The sequence below is a fragment of the Acinetobacter sp. NPDC052428 genome, assembly GCF_044547685.1.
GTDB lineage: Bacteria > Pseudomonadota > Gammaproteobacteria > Pseudomonadales > Moraxellaceae > Acinetobacter > Acinetobacter lwoffii_G.
Genome location: NZ_JBIUAT010000004.1, coordinates 60,160 through 77,854, shown reverse-complemented (window position 1 = coordinate 77,854; position 17,695 = coordinate 60,160). Strand labels below are relative to the sequence as shown.

14 protein-coding genes and 2 pseudogenes are annotated in these 17,695 nt (G+C 43.2%); 9 read left to right on the top strand and 7 right to left on the bottom strand.

Annotation, left to right across the window (positions count from 1 at the left end; translation table 11 throughout):
• Positions 1–24: 24 nt before the first annotated feature.
• Both ACIG3F_RS04460 and ACIG3F_RS04455 read right to left on the bottom strand, forming a co-directional pair.
• Positions 25–2,209 (bottom strand): annotated as a pseudogene (locus tag ACIG3F_RS04460) (hypothetical protein).
• 163 nt (positions 2,210–2,372) lie between these two features.
• On the bottom strand, positions 2,373–2,822 hold the full coding sequence (locus tag ACIG3F_RS04455) for an AceI family chlorhexidine efflux PACE transporter (protein ID WP_396469457.1): 450 nt from the start codon (positions 2,820–2,822) through the stop codon (positions 2,373–2,375).
• Between the two features lie 99 nt (positions 2,823–2,921).
• On the opposite strand from ACIG3F_RS04455, the gene ACIG3F_RS04450 reads away from it, so the two are divergent.
• The 4 genes from ACIG3F_RS04450 (at position 2,922) to ACIG3F_RS04435 (ending at position 6,899) form a co-directional block, all read left to right on the top strand.
• A complete protein-coding gene (locus tag ACIG3F_RS04450) occupies positions 2,922–3,812 on the top strand; it encodes a LysR family transcriptional regulator (RefSeq protein ID WP_396469456.1) in 891 nt (296 codons plus the stop codon).
• 89 nt (positions 3,813–3,901) lie between these two features.
• Complete coding sequence (tal, locus tag ACIG3F_RS04445; protein WP_396469455.1) at positions 3,902–4,879, top strand: transaldolase; 978 nt, start codon at positions 3,902–3,904, stop codon at positions 4,877–4,879.
• A 75-nt stretch (positions 4,880–4,954) separates the two neighbouring features.
• Positions 4,955–5,614, top strand: coding sequence for a leucine efflux protein LeuE (gene leuE / locus ACIG3F_RS04440; RefSeq protein WP_396469454.1), 660 nt, complete (start codon positions 4,955–4,957; stop codon positions 5,612–5,614).
• A 109-nt stretch (positions 5,615–5,723) separates the two neighbouring features.
• Positions 5,724–6,899, top strand: a complete 1,176-nt coding sequence (locus ACIG3F_RS04435) for a benzoate/H(+) symporter BenE family transporter (RefSeq protein ID WP_396469511.1) — start codon at positions 5,724–5,726, stop codon at positions 6,897–6,899.
• Positions 6,900–6,938: 39 nt separating this feature from the next.
• Here the strand turns inward: ACIG3F_RS04435 and ACIG3F_RS04430 are convergent, their stop codons facing one another.
• The gene (locus tag ACIG3F_RS04430; RefSeq protein ID WP_005106592.1) at positions 6,939–7,283 is read right to left on the bottom strand and encodes an SMR family transporter; all 345 of its coding nucleotides are present in this window, start codon (positions 7,281–7,283) and stop codon (positions 6,939–6,941) included.
• A gap of 90 nt (positions 7,284–7,373) precedes the next feature.
• The gene (locus tag ACIG3F_RS04425) at positions 7,374–8,360 is read right to left on the bottom strand and encodes an alpha/beta hydrolase (RefSeq protein WP_396469453.1); all 987 of its coding nucleotides are present in this window, start codon (positions 8,358–8,360) and stop codon (positions 7,374–7,376) included.
• A gap of 266 nt (positions 8,361–8,626) precedes the next feature.
• Between ACIG3F_RS04425 and ACIG3F_RS04420 the strand changes: the two genes are divergently transcribed.
• Both ACIG3F_RS04420 and ACIG3F_RS04415 read left to right on the top strand, forming a co-directional pair.
• Complete coding sequence (locus ACIG3F_RS04420) at positions 8,627–9,070, top strand: universal stress protein (protein WP_004731460.1); 444 nt, start codon at positions 8,627–8,629, stop codon at positions 9,068–9,070.
• Positions 9,071–9,206: 136 nt separating this feature from the next.
• A pseudogene (locus ACIG3F_RS04415) lies at positions 9,207–9,652 on the top strand (universal stress protein).
• Between the two features lie 33 nt (positions 9,653–9,685).
• Here the strand turns inward: ACIG3F_RS04415 and ACIG3F_RS04410 are convergent.
• Together ACIG3F_RS04410 and pepN are read right to left on the bottom strand one after the other, a co-directional pair.
• Complete coding sequence (locus tag ACIG3F_RS04410; RefSeq protein ID WP_004278836.1) at positions 9,686–9,895, bottom strand: hypothetical protein; 210 nt, start codon at positions 9,893–9,895, stop codon at positions 9,686–9,688.
• 215 nt (positions 9,896–10,110) lie between these two features.
• Complete coding sequence (gene pepN / locus ACIG3F_RS04405; RefSeq protein ID WP_396469452.1) at positions 10,111–12,717, bottom strand: aminopeptidase N; 2,607 nt, start codon at positions 12,715–12,717, stop codon at positions 10,111–10,113.
• 361 nt (positions 12,718–13,078) lie between these two features.
• Between pepN and ACIG3F_RS04400 the strand changes: the two genes are divergently transcribed.
• The 3 genes from ACIG3F_RS04400 to thiM all read left to right on the top strand — a co-directional run bounded on the left by ACIG3F_RS04400 (position 13,079) and on the right by thiM (position 15,538).
• Positions 13,079–13,336, top strand: coding sequence for a hypothetical protein (locus ACIG3F_RS04400; protein ID WP_004278839.1), 258 nt, complete (start codon positions 13,079–13,081; stop codon positions 13,334–13,336).
• Between the two features lie 161 nt (positions 13,337–13,497).
• A complete protein-coding gene (locus ACIG3F_RS04395; protein WP_253100625.1) occupies positions 13,498–14,658 on the top strand; it encodes a hypothetical protein in 1,161 nt (386 codons plus the stop codon).
• 31 nt (positions 14,659–14,689) lie between these two features.
• A complete protein-coding gene (thiM, locus tag ACIG3F_RS04390; RefSeq protein ID WP_396469510.1) occupies positions 14,690–15,538 on the top strand; it encodes a hydroxyethylthiazole kinase in 849 nt (282 codons plus the stop codon).
• 583 nt (positions 15,539–16,121) lie between these two features.
• Here thiM and ACIG3F_RS04385 read toward each other — a convergent pair.
• The gene (locus ACIG3F_RS04385) at positions 16,122–17,645 is read right to left on the bottom strand and encodes a TerC family protein (RefSeq protein WP_374952689.1); all 1,524 of its coding nucleotides are present in this window, start codon (positions 17,643–17,645) and stop codon (positions 16,122–16,124) included.
• Positions 17,646–17,695 lie beyond the last annotated feature (50 nt).

The following is a 17,695-nucleotide window of genomic DNA, read 5'->3' as shown; positions in this document are numbered from 1 at the left end:
TCAATTGAGGGGCTTTTTTATGTTTTAGAGATTTGGCATCGGGTTATTTTTGAAGTATTCATCCACTTTGTTCCACGGCGCAGTCGATGCTACGCCTTTCACCATATTCTGGTTCACACCCTGACAAAGCGCGCTGTCCGGTGTTAAGTGAAAAGCATTCACATTTGGGTCCATATAAGGAATTGAGCCTGGACGGCGCTGGAAATAGAAGTTTAACCAATCGACCATAGCTTCAAAACCATAATTCGACATGGCCCATGCACTATTATGCCCGCCCCAATGATGACCAAATTCATGTGCAATAATTCGATAGCCAGATAATCTGTAATGGCCATAGAACAACCAGGTATCTACTCCCAAGACTGCTCCACCTCCTAGACCACCACCCATATTAGTAATACCTAGGTTAATTTCATTGCGGTTAAGAATTTCCCGATAGATCCGGACATAATCTTCTGGCTGAAAGAAACCATTCGGTCCTTCTACCTGACCATCATTGCCAAAAAAATCGTGTCCCATGACTGCTTTATGGGTTAAACCATAAGGTTTCAAATTCTAGAGTACTGAGCATATAGGCCAGATTGGTCATCATCATGACCCATTCCCGAGCATAGACCGGCGTAATACGGCACCATTTATTCGGTTCATCATAGGTACCGAAATAAATTTTCCATTTGGCTTTAATCTGGTTCAGCTTTTTGACATGCTCATCAGTCTCAGAGCTAATTTTCAGATCAAAAATATTGCTTGGATTTTGTGTGATCTGACTCAGACCTGCCAGCTGGATCGAGCCTGTGCCATCAAGCAACGGGAAACGGGATTGATCGGTCAGTTTGAGATCAAAATTTGCCTTCGAAAATGGCGTCAACTGATCCAGCTTAGCCAGAATCACCCAGTCTTCTGAGTTTTTAATCTTGGCACGAATCTGCAAATCACGTACAGGCACAGCACTGTAACTTTGCACATGCAGGCGATTGCCATTTAGAGTTGCCGATAAAATATGGTCCATATAGACATGACGCTGGCTGCTATTGGTCAAGGTTTCCCATGATTCACCATCCTGCAAGACACGGCTTCTCTCGCGTGCTTTAGATTCGGTTAAAATCATAGCTTGGTTTAGCTGGGTGGATTTATTCTGTTGCAGGGTCAGCATTGGCAGAATATGAATTTTCTGATTAGCCATGTGTAATAGATTCTGACCATAAATATAAAGATCGCTGGCCTTGGCTAGTCGGCTGCTCTGGGTTTGCCCTTTTACAATATAATCTCGGAAGGTATCCACACTTTTATTGGGTAAGATAGACTCCAAGTTAAAAGATTTTTCCCGGTAGCTTTCTACAGTTCCATCATTTCGTGATACATAGACCAAGCCATCGTTATGGCGATGCATGACTGCCGACAAATTCGTTTCTGTTAAAATGGGCGCAATATTATTTCCATTTTCCTGAATCTGATTGATATCGTGAACATAGTTCATACCATCGGGCAGGCTGGTATACAGATAGTCGCCCATGACCTCCATACGTGCATTACAGTTGCGTGCACAGCCCGGCAAGCTGAGTCGTGCAAATTTCCGGGCCTTTAAATGGTTTTGTGCTGTCACATCACTTTGACGCCAGACATTGATCCGGCCTTCAATATCAGGCACATACACGTAACGATCATCGGCAGTCACTGCATTGCTATGTACCAGCGAATAATTAAGCGCATCGCCCCACCACACACCTGTACCGAGTGCCATAATGAAGCTCGGTTGCTCACTACTAATATCTAAAACATCAATTCGGTTCGAGCCATAATTGGCCACATACAAACGCCCTGCATGGATTTCCAGATCATTCAGACTGTCCCATTTCTTGACCAGACCCGAAATCTTCATAGGATCAATCGCACTGAGTGCACGTTTTTGTTTTAAGTCATAACGTAAAATATTCGATTCGGCCTGACTATTGGCAATATAAAGGACATCGCCATTCACCACTATGGCGGTGGGATTCCAGGTTTTCAGACCGAAATTCCCTGCTGTTAATTCTGAACCTACATCTAGAACCTTAAATTCCGCAATTTTGCTCAGTTGCTCTCCCGCACCAGGTGATGTCACTGAATCTGGCCCTGTTGGCTGTGACGTACTACTATCACCTCCTCCCCCCCCACAACCAGACATCAGTAACACGATGGATACTGACAAGGTCACTCGTCTAAATAGCATTAAATTCCCCAATAAATTTAAAAATTGAAATAAAAAATCAATGTCTTATAGCTTAATTTTCAGCTGGGTTCGAGCATAAAAAATGAGGACTTGATCAAGTCCTCATCGCTGAATATTTCACCTTTCGCATTCTGAAAAGGGAGTCTGAACTGTGTGGTATTTTTTATGGCTTATTTGATGATGAGATTTTCCGATAATCCGGCTCTTGCCCCAGTCTGGCTTCTAGATGATCATAAACCCACTGAAAAATAAAGGTATAGACCAGAATACAGAGCGTTAAAGCTAAGTCTAGCAAAAAAGCTTGCCCCAGACTCATGTGTAAGGCATAAGCTACCATTGGAATAGTCGCCAGCATCAAACCGCCTTCAAAGCCAATTGCATGAACAATTCGCACTTTAATGGTTCTTTCCAAATGATGTCTGGCTTCAAACTTTTCAAAATAATGATTAAACAGCATGTTCCAGAGTACTGAAGTCACGGCCATGGCAATTCCTAGCATACCTGTGACCTCAAGCGGCATATGCATTAATGTACTTAGCAGGACAGCGATCACGACCAGTAGAATGCCTTCATATAAGGCAGCATGAATCAGTCTTCTTTTGGAAATTAACATATCAAATCAGCTCAATTCATTCCATGATGCAAGGATTTTATTTCTTTAAATCTGACTATTCGAGTTAGAATCTATCAATAAAAATGAAAGATTAAAGATATGAATGTTAATCAAGAACAGCTGCTGATGTTTAAAACCGTGATGGAAACCGGTTCTTTCTCTGCGGCTGCACGTCAACTGGGCAAAGTACCTTCAGCAGTCAGCATGGCCATTGCCAATCTGGAAATTGACCTGAATCTAGAACTGTTTCAGCGTATAGGTCGTGAACCGAAACCAACTGCACAAGCGCAGGTATTGTATGAAAAAACCCAGCAGCTACTGGTAGAAATGAACCAGTGGAAACAGCATGCTCAAGCCCTAAGTTCAGGCTTGGAATCTGAACTGAATATCGTAGTGGTCTCAGAATTACTGCATACGCGCTGGACCGATTATATTGTGTTGCTGGAGCAGGAATTCCCTGCACTGCAAGTCAATGTATTTAGTGCACCTCAGGAAGATGCACATCGTATGCTATTTGAGGGCTCAGCGCAGCTGGCCCTGATGTTTGAACGCGAACAACTGGAAACGCGCGAACAGTTTGTAGAATTAAAACGTGAGGTACTGGTCGCTGTAGTCGCCAAACAGCACCCCCTAAGTCAGTTCGATCAAGTCAGTTATGAACAGATTTTACAAAACAGGCAGATTGTGGTGGCCAGTCGGGATCGCACCATTAAACCGGAACTGCTCTTTTCAAGACACTACTGGCGCACCGACAATCATCATTCGGCTTGCAGCATGATTCAGCAAGGTCTGGGCTGGGGGGTTCTGCCACTCGAGATGCTGAATGAGCAGCCACATTTGCAAGATCAGTTACAGGTTCTCAACCTGCTCGATTTCACCCCAAAGTTTGAATATTTTGTTGATCTGGTCTGGAGCCGGGAAACCCGATTAGGCACAGCTGCTCATTTTTTGATTAATCACTTGCGCAAACAACGCAAAACCAGGCATTAATCACAGAAATTCAACGACAGTCTACTTGGTAAACCGGCCATTTATGATATATAAGAAAGCATAAGCAATAACCATAGAACTAGATCGTAATGACATTAACTGCATTAAACCAATTAAAAAACTTGACGACCATTGTGGCAGACAGCAGTGATTTGAGTGCCATTGAAAAATTTCGTCCGCTTGATGCAACCACCAATCCATCGCTGATTACTGCAGCAGCGAAACAACCTGAAAATCAGGCCTTGATTGAAGCTGCTTTTCAGCAAGCCCAGCAAGAAGGCTATGCAGATGACGCCCTGATTGAACGGACTATTGATATTTTAACGGTCAAATTTGGTGTAGAAATCTTAAAACTGATTGAAGGTCGTGTTTCAACGGAAGTCGATGCTTCCCTGTCCTTTAATACTGAAGCCACGATTGCCAAAGCCAAAGAGTTACTGGCACTTTATGCGCAATATGGAATTGACTCAGACCGCATCCTGATCAAGATTGCCTCTACCTGGCAAGGTATCCAGGCAGCAAAAGCGCTGGAAGAAGAAGGTATTCATACCAACCTGACTTTATTATTTGGCCAGCATCAGGCCCATGCCTGTGCCGATGCCAAAGTGACTTTAATCTCGCCTTTTGTTGGCCGTATTCTGGACTGGTACAAAAAATCTGAAGGTGTTGAGTCTTACCCGATTGAAAAAGATCCGGGTGTACTCTCGGTTAAGCGTATTTATGAATTTTATAAAGCGCATGGTATTCAGACTGAAATCATGGGTGCCAGCTTCCGAAGTATTGATCAGGTACTGGGCTTAAGCGGTTGTGATCTGCTTACGGTAGCGCCAAATTTATTGGCAGAACTGGAAAATGATCAGCGTGAAGTACAGACGCAACTCTCAGCCAAAGATATCCAAGTTCAAGGCAAGCTCAATCCTATCAGCCATGCTGATTTTGAGTCGCAACTGAAACAGGATCCGATGGCCAGTGAATTACTGCAAGGTGGTATTGAGGGCTTTATTAAAGCCCGTGAACAACTGGCTGCTTTATTACGTGAAACTTTCCTGAGTACGACTGAAATTTAAAGAAAATTTAGCAAATTTTTCCAGGCCGATGTTGCTATAATGCCGCATCGGCTTTTTTGTTCATGCGAGTTTTTCGTGTTTGGTATCACAGATCTAACGACCTTTATCATTGGAACCACGTTGATTGTGTTACTGCCTGGGCCGAACTCCCTGTATGTCATGTCGATTGCTTCACGCTTTGGCATTAAAACAGGTTATATGGGCGCATTGGGGGTATATACAGGCGACCTGATCCTGATTATATGTACGGCATTGGGAGCAGCTTCTTTACTACATGCCTTCCCGGTACTGTTTATTGCACTGAAAATTATCGGAGCGATCTATCTCAGTTACTTGGGTATCAAGCTAATCATTGCGGCCTACCAGACTTTCTTTCCGGAAAAGTCATCACAACTCGTCCAGATTAAAAAAACATCTTCCGATACGACTGAATCAATTCAGCCCTTTCGCACCGCACTTACCATTAGCATCTTAAATCCCAAAGCAATTCTGTTTTATCTGTCTTTTTTTGTGCAGTTTGTCGACCCTGCCTATCCTTATCCAGCCCTGACATTCACGCTACTTGCTGTGATTTTGCAATTGATCAGTATGACCTATCTTTCAATCCTGATTTTTTCTGGTGTAAAACTGGCTTCCTATTTCAACCAGAATTATAAAGTGACCGCCAGTTGTGTCGCTGCAGTTGGGATCCTGTTTTGCAGTTTTGGCCTTAAACTGGCGACTTCAACTTTCTAGTAATGACCGGCTTCAAACCAGCAGACCTCTAGATAAAATTGTTAAAAACATTGTGTTGATACGTGAAAAGCGTATGATTTAAACGCATTTAAAAATAGTGTCATGGATGATGCCAAAACTTTTACAAGATCTCTCCTTTCCTGCCATCATGGCCGGTTTTATCACCTGCATGATTGGTATCAGTGTTTCCGCCGTACTGGTCATTGAAGCTGCGCAAAGTCTGGGTGCCAATCAGGCACAAATCAGCTCCTGGTTATGGGCACTGGGTATCGGCATTGGAATTTCCGGGTTTCTGCTTTCCTGGAAATATCGCTATCCGATTTCAACCGCTTGGTCGACTGCTGGGCTGGCGCTGGTCATTGCTTCTGCCGGTCATTACAGTCTGGGTGAAGCAATTGGCGCTTTTCTGATTTCTGGAGTTCTTATTGCCTGTCTGGGATTTTTTGGAATTTTCGAGCGAATTTTCCAGTTTATTCCACAAAGTTTGACCAGTGCCATGCTGGCGGGCGTGCTACTAAAATTTGGCATCTCGGTCTTTGGCAGTCTGCAACAGTCATGGGAATTTGTGCTTTGTGTACTGGCGATTTATCTGGTTTCTAAAAAACTGAGTACACGCTATAGCATTGTGATTACTGTGTTAATGGCTATTGCCCTTTGTCCGTTCTTTATTAATTTTACTATTCCACAGCTGAACTGGAGTATTGCCCAGCCGGTATGGATTATACCTGAATTTAGCCTACAGGCTATTTTAGGACTGGCCTTACCGTTAATGGTGATTAATCTGGCATCACAATATCTGCCTGGACTCGCCGTCATCAAAAGTTATGGTTATCCGCCGAAAGTAAATTCTATTCTGGGCTGGACGGGTATTACACAGACGATATTGGCGCCATTTGGCTGTTTTAGTGTCAATCTTGCCGCAATTAGTGCAGCAGTCAGCCTGGATGCTCAAGCGCATCCTGATCCGGCCAAACGTTATATTGCAGGGATGAGCTGCGGCCTGTTTTATATTCTGATGGGTTTTTTTGCTGCGACCTTGACCAGTGTACTGATGGCTTTTCCAGGGATTCTGATTACAGTCTTGGCAGGCATTGCCCTGTTTGGCACCATTGGCCACAATATTGCGCTGGCTTTTCAGGACAGTCACGACCGTGAAGCGGCACTGATGACATTCCTGTTTAGTGCCTCTAATATTCAGTTTTTCGGTATTGGTTCAGCTTTCTGGGGACTGCTACTTGGTTTGACGGTTTATTTGCTGTTTAAGCTTAAACCGCAAGTGGCGTAAGCTTATTGTAGAAATGAGGCAATTACTTTTGCTGCCTTTTTAATGCCCGGCAGTTTGGGAAAACAGGTTAATCACCACCACACCGGAAATGATCAGTGCAATCCCGATAAAAGCGGGCACATCCAGCGCCTGCTTAAAGATTACATAGCCTACGATTGCCGTAAGAACGATGCCTACTCCCGCCCAGATTGCATATGCAATGCCTAAGGGGATTACTTTAATCACCTGAGACAGCAAATAAAACGCAATACAGAATAAAACGACTACTGCCAGAGATGGCCATAATCGGGTAAAGCCTTCAGACTTCACCAGAAATGTTGATCCAGTCACTTCGGCAATAATAGCCAATGCCAACAATAAATATGCCCATGACACAGGATTCATTTTTTAAACTCCAAACTATTTTTCAATGATTGCTGTCGGGACGATCTGACATGATCAATCTTGAAAGATTTATTTTTCACAATTTTCTCTTCAAGGTGAAAGCTGATGTAAAAAATCCAGGGTTTTGACAAAGGTTTGCTGACTTTCCTTTTTGCCCATAAAAAACTGATATTCATGAATGAGCCAGGTTTTAGACTCTGGATAAAATATTTCAGTCACAGGAACCTGCTGTTCCTTCAAAGCTTTTACAAATGGTAGGGACTGAGTATCGGTCAGAAAATCCTTGTTCCCGCCACTGATGAACACTGGCGGATAAGACGGCGTAATATACTGAATCGGAGAAATCTGCTTTAAAAACTCGGCATCATGTTTACGCTCGCCGGTATAAGCCTGAATCAGGTTAAAGACACCCCATTCGATAATTTTCATTTCTTCAGGTGCTGTGCTGGCAAATGCTTCCAAGTCATAAATTCCACAATGCAAGATTAAACCTTTAAGCTGCGTAGGTTGCAGATGAGGCTGAATACCGGATTGGTCGGCAAATACAGGATTGGTCAAAAGCGCGGCGTAATGGCTGGCCATATTCGCCCCGGCAGAATCTCCGGCCAGATATAAGTTCTGGGCATCGATTTGGTAGGTGTCTGCATAGGTATCGAGAAATTCAAGTGCCTGATTGATCTGGTGTAACTGGCTTGGATAGGTCACTTGTGGCGCAAACTGATATTGCACGGATACCACGTTATAGCCCTGTGCCGCCAGCAGCTTGAAATAACCCCGTGAATGTTCTTTAGAACCTGAAATCCAGCCGCCGCCATGAATCCAGACAATGGTCGGTCGTGGGCCAATACTGGCAATATTCTGCGGCTGATACAGATCCAGAGATAATTTCTGTTGCGGCGCATAGGCAATATTCTGCTGCACGATAACCGCACTAGGTGCATAACGATCCATCACTTTTTGCTGCAAGCCTGTGGTCAGGTTAAAAGCACCGGCAATGACTTTACTGTTCTGTGCGGTCTGACAGCCGGAAAGAATAACTGAACTTATGAGCAAAAGATGAATGGCAAAAAACCTCAAAACAGTCCCCTATACATGATCTAAAAACAGGCTACGGCAGTTTAAACTATCCTGCTGCAAACAAGGACTATTCATCCTCTTATTTTTGATCACTAAAACTGCAATTCCGAGTTTTTTACTCTGTTTTTTTCATCACTTTTACATGAAAAATATTTGTAATTTAATGAGTTTTTTCAATTTTACCGCTTTTTTGCAATTGCACCCGCCACAGCACTGTGCTATCAATAAACCAAGCCTAAAAATCAGACAACCTGCGGAGAAAAGCCATGGTCTATCAACATATTTTAGTCCCAGTGGACGGTTCAGAAATTTCCTTTTCTGCAGTACGACATGCTGCCAAAATTGCCAAGGCATTTGGTAGTCAGCTTTCCCTGATCAGCCTGATCGCAGAAGATCCTTTTACCGAGGCTGATTTCTATTACAGCTCCTCTATCATGAAGGAATATTTTATCGAGGCACATGCCAATGCCAAAAAGGCCTTGAAAGAAGCCACTGCCATCGCAGCCGGTGAAGGTATTGAAGCGCAATCCCGCATTGTCACAGGTTTAGTCAATGCAGAACATATTGCTGAAACCGCGGGTGAGGTGAAAGCCGACCTGATCGTCATGGGTTCTCATGGCCGTAAAGGCTTCCAGAAAATGATTCTGGGCAGCTTTGCACAAGATGTATTGGGTGCGAGTGAAATTCCCGTACTGATCGTGAAAAAATAATCCTGATGCTGCGCATCTTCAAGATGCGCAGTACTTGCTACTTTTACATTTGGAAGTCTAACAAAACATGCTGTGGAGATTTACTCGCTTAAACCACACTCCCCCTTTACTGCAATAATAAATATGAGGAAGCACCATGAATAACTATGATCATCTTCTCGTAGCACTCGATGAGTCCTCGATTTCCTATGCTGCCGCAGATCATGCCCTGGAACTGGCCAAAGTATTTCATAGCCATGTCACTTTACTCAGTGTGATTGCGGTGGATCCCTTTAAGGGCGTAGATTTTTACAAAGTTGCTCCTGCAGTCACAGACTATTTTATGCATGCAGAAAAAAATGCGCTGGATCGTTTAAATGAACTGAAACTGAACTTTGTTCGTGATGGCATCCAGGTGACGACAAAAATCCTGCATGGCATGGCACCGTCAGAAGGCATTATGCAGGCTGCAAATGAATCCCCGACCGATATGATCATTATGGGTTCACATGGTCGTAAGGGTCTGCAAAACTCATGCTGGGCAGTGTCGCTCAGAATGTTCTGGCACTTTCCTCTATTCCAGTCCTCATCGTCAGACAATAAGATGCTTGATCAAAGCCTGTATGATGCAGGCTTTTAGCGAAGTTTTTGATTTAACTCACTTAAGAATATTTCAGCATCAAGCTGGCTTTGAAATACTTTTTTGTATTCTCCGACCTGCTGAATGGAATGCGGCGTATATTGAATGGAGATTTCAAGTAAGCCATTTTCAGGATTCTTGCTGACATGTACGGCAATAATATGCTGGCTATTTAAATAAAAACCATCTTCAATTTTTACTAACATATCTTGGACAACCTCTAGTAAGCGAATCTGTAGATCCCTTTACCTAGCTTACAGCTTAATAAACAAATACTCTTTTCCGTATAATCATACTGTAACACCCTTTAGTACTTACCTAAGCCTTTAGAGAAATTCAACTGTATTTAAAGCCAGCGTTTGAAATAAACAGGAAATAAAAAACCGGATCAGGTCGATCCGGTTTTTTATGAATATTGATGTTATACGCTGAGCATACTATTGAGTGTCTCAGACACATTTTTAGATTTAACCAGTGGCTTTAAGGTTTCAAGCTGTGCTTTCACTTCACTGCGTTGCGGTTCTGCCAAGGTATACCAGCGTGACAATACCTGTAGCAAACGTGAGCCTACAATCGGATTTTTCTCGTCCAGATATTTTGCCAGTCCAATAAAATGCTGCACGCCAAAGCTCCAGGTATTGACCGGATTAGCATTCAGCCCCCCGCTCACTGCACGGATACGGTTAGGCACAGCCAGATCATAATCCGGATGCTGGGTCAGATACGCAATCGTTGCATCCGTTGCTTTTGGATGTGCTGCCTGAACCATAAACCATTGGTCTAAAGACAAGGCTTCATCTTCAAAGCGGCTATAGAAATCTGCCAAAGCTTCTTCTGCTTGTGGTGCATCATTCCAGACCAAGACTTTCAGCGCACCCAAACGTTCAGACATATTGCCTGTGTGATATTGCTCATGGGCTAAATCAAAGGCAAATGCATCTCCCTGACGAGCAATCATCGTCAGCATGATGTTTCTTAAGGCGCGCACGCCCATTGCTTGCGAGAATTCAGATTGCAGATCAGGATCCAGATTGAGATAAGTTTCTTTCGCTGTTTCCCCAAATGCGCGTGCCAAGGTATGCAGCAAAGCCTCACGTTTTTCCTGAATCATGACTGGATTATAATCCTGATCAATACGGCTACCTAAATAACCTTCCGACGGAATATCAAACAGACGTGATGCCAACAGCGGATCTTTCTCAATCACATCCGGCAAGGTATTGAGCATAGCCTCGATATAAATTTCTGCAGGCTGGTCATCCAGCAAGATACGCTCGAGTAAGGTCTGAGTTGCTTGCCACTGGTTAAAACCATTCGTTTCATATTGCAACAGGAAAGCCAGCTCTTTTTCTGAATAGTCAAAGTCCAGATTCACTGGTGCAGAGAAATTACGCAGCAAGGACACCACTGGTTTTGCTGTCACACCGCTAAATTCGATCGTTGCCTCATCCTGATCAAACAGATACACGCCATCTTTCACGCTATTTTCAAAGAGTGCCTCAGAGTTCAACGTTAGCTGCTCACCGGTTTCAGCATCAAACAATGCCAAAGCGACTGGAATTGGAACTGCTTTCAGATTTGGATATTTAGCATGGGTTTTCAGGCTTTGCTTAAAGCTGAGGCGATAGATTTGGGTCTCTACATCATATTCAGCTTTTGCTTGAAGTTTAGGCGTACCCGGCTGATTATACCAGGTCAGGAAATTTGAAAGATCCACACCTGAACCTGCTGTTAGTGCAGCCACCCAATCCTCAACCGTTACCGCCTGACCATCATGACGGCGGAAATATTCATCGGTTCCCTGACGGAATTTTTCCTTGCCAAGCAAGGTCGCCATCATGCGGTTAATTTCCGCACCTTTTTCATAAACAGTGGCAGTATAGAAGTTGTTAATTTCTACAAAATGATCCGGACGTGGTGGATGCGACAGCGGCCCTGAATCTTCCGGGAACTGATGCGCTTTGAGAACTGCTACATCATCAATACGTTGTACCGCAGCCGACTGTAAATCTTCCGAGAAAGACTGGTCACGGAATACAGTCAAGCCTTCTTTCAAACATAACTGGAACCAGTCACGACAGGTAATCCGGTTACCAGTCCAGTTATGGAAATATTCATGTGCAATGACTGACTGCACTCGCATGATTGCGGCATCAGTGGTGTACTCTTCATCGGCCAGCACGCATGAAGTATTGAAGATATTCAGACCTTTATTTTCCATGGCACCCATGTTGAATGCACTGGTCGCCACAATCATGTAGTTATCCAGATCATAAGGCAGACCATAATGCTCCTCATCCCAGCGCATGGAATGTTTGAGTGCTTCCATGGCGATCTTGCATTTTGGAATATCTTTTTCTTCTGCGTAGATTTCCAGAGCTACATTGCGGCCTTCTGACGTGACATAGGAATCTTTCATCACTGCCAAGTCACCAATGACACAGGCAAACAAATAGCTCGGTTTCTTGGTCGGATCCTGCCAGATGGCATAGTGACGATTGGCGTCTACTTCACCGGTTTCCAGCAGGTTACCATTCGCGAGCAAGACCGGATATTTCTTGTCTGCCTCTACACGCGTCGTAAAGACCGACAACACATCAGGACGGTCTGGATAGAAAGTAATTTTACGGAAACCTTCTGGTTCATTTTGGGTCACAAACAGATCTGAACTGGCCTGATATAAACCTTCCAGCATAGTATTACTTTCAGGATAAATTTTAACCACGATTTCAAGCGACACTTGATCAGGCGCATTGGCAATCACCAGTTGTTCAGCATCAAGACTGTAGTCAGTTGCATTCAGGATTTGACCATTTAACTTAATCGATTGCAGCTCTAGATCGCGGCCAAGCAGAACCAGATCGCCAGCAGTTTGGCGCTGCATCTCCAGCTTGCTGCTGACCAGACTGTGGTCACTATAGACTTGAATATTCAGGTCGATGGAATCAACAATAAAGGAAGGTTTTTGATAGTCTTTTAAATAAATGGTTTGATCCGCTTCGATCACCGGGTTTGCCGCAATATTCATGTCCTGTCCTAATCTTTTATCGTGTTCGACATTGTTCATGTCAAAATCATACGCCAAGTTTTAAACGCTGTCTGTGCATTTGTATTGTTAGATCTAATATGGGCATTTCATGCACCACTTTCAATGCATTCTGCCTAATTGAGCAGCACTCGACTCTACATAAGAAATATCTGTGCCATAAAAATAGTCAGGATCATAATTTCTTACATTTTCATAAATAACTGATTTAAAAATATATAATTTTATTTGCTGAGTACCGAATAAATTCTGATTAATAAATGAGCACACTTCTTGCTACAGTTAAACTGTGTTTTTCCACACTTCCAATGAAAGAATAATGATAACGATGATGAGGTGAGCCATGTATTTAAAACAGCATGTTGTACGGATCGAAAATATCAAAACTTTGCAGACCCTGGATCAGGCCAATATTGACCATAAAGTGATTGCCCTGTTGATGAGCTGTGAAGGCATTCCGCTTCAGGCCCATGAAGTGACTGCCATTCTCAACACCTACGATGCACTCGGTGCCAAAAAAGTGCCCTCTAAAAAGGTTCAGGCTTTAATTCATGCCAAACACCGCGGCGAGGAGGACGACACATTACCCTGCCCGGTTTAAAAAACGTCATTTCATGTTTTTAAAATCAGAGCTACTTCGGTAGCTCTTCTCCTGTTTGGGTGACTAATTTTGATTTAGAAAAATTGCACCAGTCCACTACGTTTGCATCTCATCAGCCGTGTATAATCAAATGCCCGTCCATTCTAGAGTTGCTCGCGACCATGGTATTCAGTGTTCTGCAAAAACAGCTTGATGAAAGTACCCACTGTCCGCTGTGTAAGGCATCAATGTATTGGATTGAGGCAGAGCAATATGATCAGGAACTGAGCTATCACGAATGCAGCCATTGTCAGCATCAGCTGTATTCCGATCAAAAGCACAATTGTTATTGCGACCACTGTCTGGCGCAGCGTAAACGCATGCTCAAGGAAGTCCGTTTACAGGAAAACCGTCAATATCATAAAAAACAGGATCGACCGGTTCTTGAGCTGAATCAGCTCAGTTTTATCAATAAACTGTTTTTACTCGCGATTCTGGATGAACAGGTTCAAGAATATAGCCAGCACCGCGAATATATTGACTGGCATCAAATTCGATATTATTCCATCAGTCCCAACTATCTGTTTCAGCATGGTCTGGTGAAAAGCCTGATCCGGGATCAGGTTCTGATTCCCAAAGATCTCCAGCAGGAAAATCAGCATTATTATATTAATGTGCGACTGGATGGCTATTCTGAACCGACCCTGTTCAGCATTACCCAGCAGCTGCGCAATTGGTTTTATCAGAACCTGAGCCAAGGTGTGCCCTTTAAAAGTGCAGATGAAGTCAAAGATGCACTCTATTGCCTGCTGTATGAAGAAATCATTCAGTTTGCTCAATTCTATTGCCGTAGCTGGAATGTGCAGATTGCCGGAAATCAGAGCTTTCAGACCTTTTGCTATCGTCTTTTGGATGTACTGGCTGTAGGCCAGATTTATTATCTGGTACAAACGGGACTTGAATATCTGTACAAACAAAAAGCCCTCAAGCCTCGCAATGAAAACTTTATTAATACCAATCTGCTGAAAAAAACCTTGCAGCAGTACCGCGAACGTTCAGTTACAGAAAAATGGGAAACCTCTACCCTGCCGCGTCCACCGCAACTGGCATTCAGCAAGATGAGCGAAATCCTGTTTTATCGTTTTCTGGGCTATGATGAAAATATCTTCTTTCAGCCGGTGTGGCGTTCGTGGCATAAGATCGAACCTCGCCTGAAATTTTATTCCCAAAAACGTTGTATGCACTGCGGCTCACAGGAACTGTCGGTGGATTATGATGCCAGTGATTATGTCAGCCTGTTCTGTCGTAGCTGCAAGCATCAAGACCACTATTTTACCCGCTGACCGAATACAACGAATCTTTCTCTTCTTCTAAATAACCATTATGACGACTTCGATGCAAACACTACAGCAAACGCTTCTGGATCAGATCTGTGAGGCCTGGTTGAAACTTCAGCAACAGCAGCCCCTGGTACATATAATGACCAATACGGTGGCCAGTAACTATGTCGCCAATATTGTACTGGCTGCACATGCATCTCCGGCTATGATCGACAATCCGTTTGAAGCTGAAAGTTTTGCCAAGATTGCTGCAGCGATCAGTCTGAATCTGGGTACACCGACGACAGAGCAGGTTCAGGCGATACAGATTGCTGCGAAAACTGCACATCAATTGCAAAAACCCTGGGTGCTTGATCCGGTCGGTTATGGAACAGTGCTGCACTGGCGTTCTGGCATCGTAGATCAGTTGATGCATTCCCAACCTACGATTTTACGAGGCAATGCTTCTGAAATTGGGGCTTTGGCCGGTAAGCAAATCGAATCCAAAGGTGTCGACAGCACGGTAGATAGTGCGGACGTTTATTTACAGGCGCAAAGTTTGCTGGATCATTGTGAATGTATCGCGATCTCTGGTGAATCCGATTACATTATTTCGAAAGACTATCCTGTGATACAGGTGTCAGGCGGTTCTGCTTTACAGCCCCGAATCACGGCGATGGGATGTGCGCTCGGTGCACTAATTGCTGCCTATAGTGCATTAACGTCTCCAGCCCTTGCTGCATTGACTGCGCATGTACATTTTGCAATTGCCGGTCAATTGGCATTTGAACGCGCACAACAGTTAGGCTGTTTTAATGTCGCCTTTCTGGATGAAATCTACCAACTCAATACTGAAACAATCCGAAAATACGCCAACTTTAAAATTCTGCCAGAATTCATTTAGTTTACGGATCACTTCATGGATGTTTATTCTCTTGAATAGATAAACGCCCCTCTTTAGATTGATCCTGCTCATTTGCTCTATTGATCTCCTTAAAAATGTTCTGTCTAGCTCTTTCGGAGATCATTTTTGAGTCGTTTTATTCTGAACTGAGTAGGCTTCATACCACTTATCTAGCGATTTCCACACAAACGGTTTCCATTTTACTTAAGATCTGTTTGCATAATGCAAATCTAGTTCATGTGAATTGTAGTTTAATTTTTTGTCAGTATTTAAATATGACTTTTAAGTTTTGATTAACAGGTTACATGAATCAATATTTGATGCTTGATCATGCTTATTTTTGATTGCTGATTTGACTTTTTCTGCTTTAAAAATTCAGTGCAATACCCGGATATTCGGCTCGATCTGGAACATGAATGATAGTATGAATAGACCAATAAAAATCAGCTCAAACAATTAGTTAAACTTATTTCTATCTAATTTTTTTACTGAGGCCGACTCAGAAAATGCATTAAAAAAGCCAGCTACCACCAAAGTAACTGACTTTTAATATTTGAACAAATAAAGTGTTTAAAACACCTATTTAACCTGCGTAATGAATGCTGACCGACTTGATACGATTGCTTTCAATTTCAGTGACTTTGAACTGCACACCTTGATAATTTAACTCGGTGCCCACTTCAACCGTACTGTTAGTTTTATCCAGAATCAAACCCGCAACACTGATATAGCCAGCATCTTCATCAATCAGATCAATCATGCCAAGCTCAAGCTCAAGCTGATAAAGATCTAACATGCCCGATGCGATCCAGTGCGTATCATCCACTTTCACCAGATCCAGCTGTTCATCTGCATCCGGGAATTCACCAGCAATTGCTTCAAATACATCTAGCGGTGAAATCAGACCCTGTACATTACCAAACTCGTCACTCACCAAGACCAAAGAACCTTTAGAGGTACGCAAGGTATTAATCGCGTCAATAACTTTCATCTTTTCAAAGATATAAATTGGGCGATGACGTTTAATCAGTGCTTTTAATTCTTCCGGCTCTTCCAGTACATCCAATAATTCTTTGGCACGTACTACGCTAATCACCTTATCTAGGCTACCGCGACATACCGGGAACAGACTGTGTGGAACAGACAGAATTTTTTCACGGATCTGTTCTGGGCTATCTTCCAGATCAACCCATGAAATCTGACCGCGCGGCGTCATGATCGAAGCGACTGAACGCTCTGCAAGGGTAAGCACCCCACCAATCATATAGCGTTCTTCATCTGCAAAGGTTTCTTGTGCCTGATTATTTTGACTGTCGGTCGTCTCTAGCTTGCCACCCATTAACTTCAGGATCGAGTCAGCCGTACGATGACGCAAAGGAATCTTGGATTCATGTTTAGCAGCATTACGCTGACCGAACTGGTTGAATGCTTCGATTATGATCGCAACACCAATACCTGAATAGATATAGCCTTTTGGAATATGGAAACCAAAACCTTCTGCAATCAGGCTGATACCAATCAAAAGTAGGAAGCTTAAACACAGAATCACCACGGTTGGATGGCGATTCACAAAGTTGGTCAATGGTTTCGATGCCAGTAGCATCACGCCCATTGCAACAATCATGGCAGCCATCATGACATAAATGTTGTCGACCATACCAATGGCGGTAATTACTGAATCTAAAGAGAAAACAGCATCTAAAACAACAATCTGTGCAACAACAGCAGTGAAACTTGCATATACCACATTGGTAGACACTGTGACTTCAGGTTTACCTTCAATCTTTTCATGCAGCTCAGTAACGGCCTTATACACCAGGAACAAGCCACCAAATAACAAGATCAGGTCCCGACCAGAGAAGGTCCAGTTAAACACAGTAATCAATGGTTGTGTCAAAGTGACCAACCAGGCAATGGCAAATAACAGGCCTAGACGCATGAATAATGCGAGAGACAAACCAATAACACGTGCTTTATCGCGTTGTTCAGGAGGAAGTTTTTCAGCCAGAATGGCAATGAAGACTAGGTTATCAATACCTAAAACAATTTCAAGAATAATAAGAGTAATTAAACCTACCCAGATTCCGGGATCTAATAAAAATTCCATTAGAGAATGACCCCGTTCGAGTAAGCTAGAAATAGAGATGGAAGATCAAC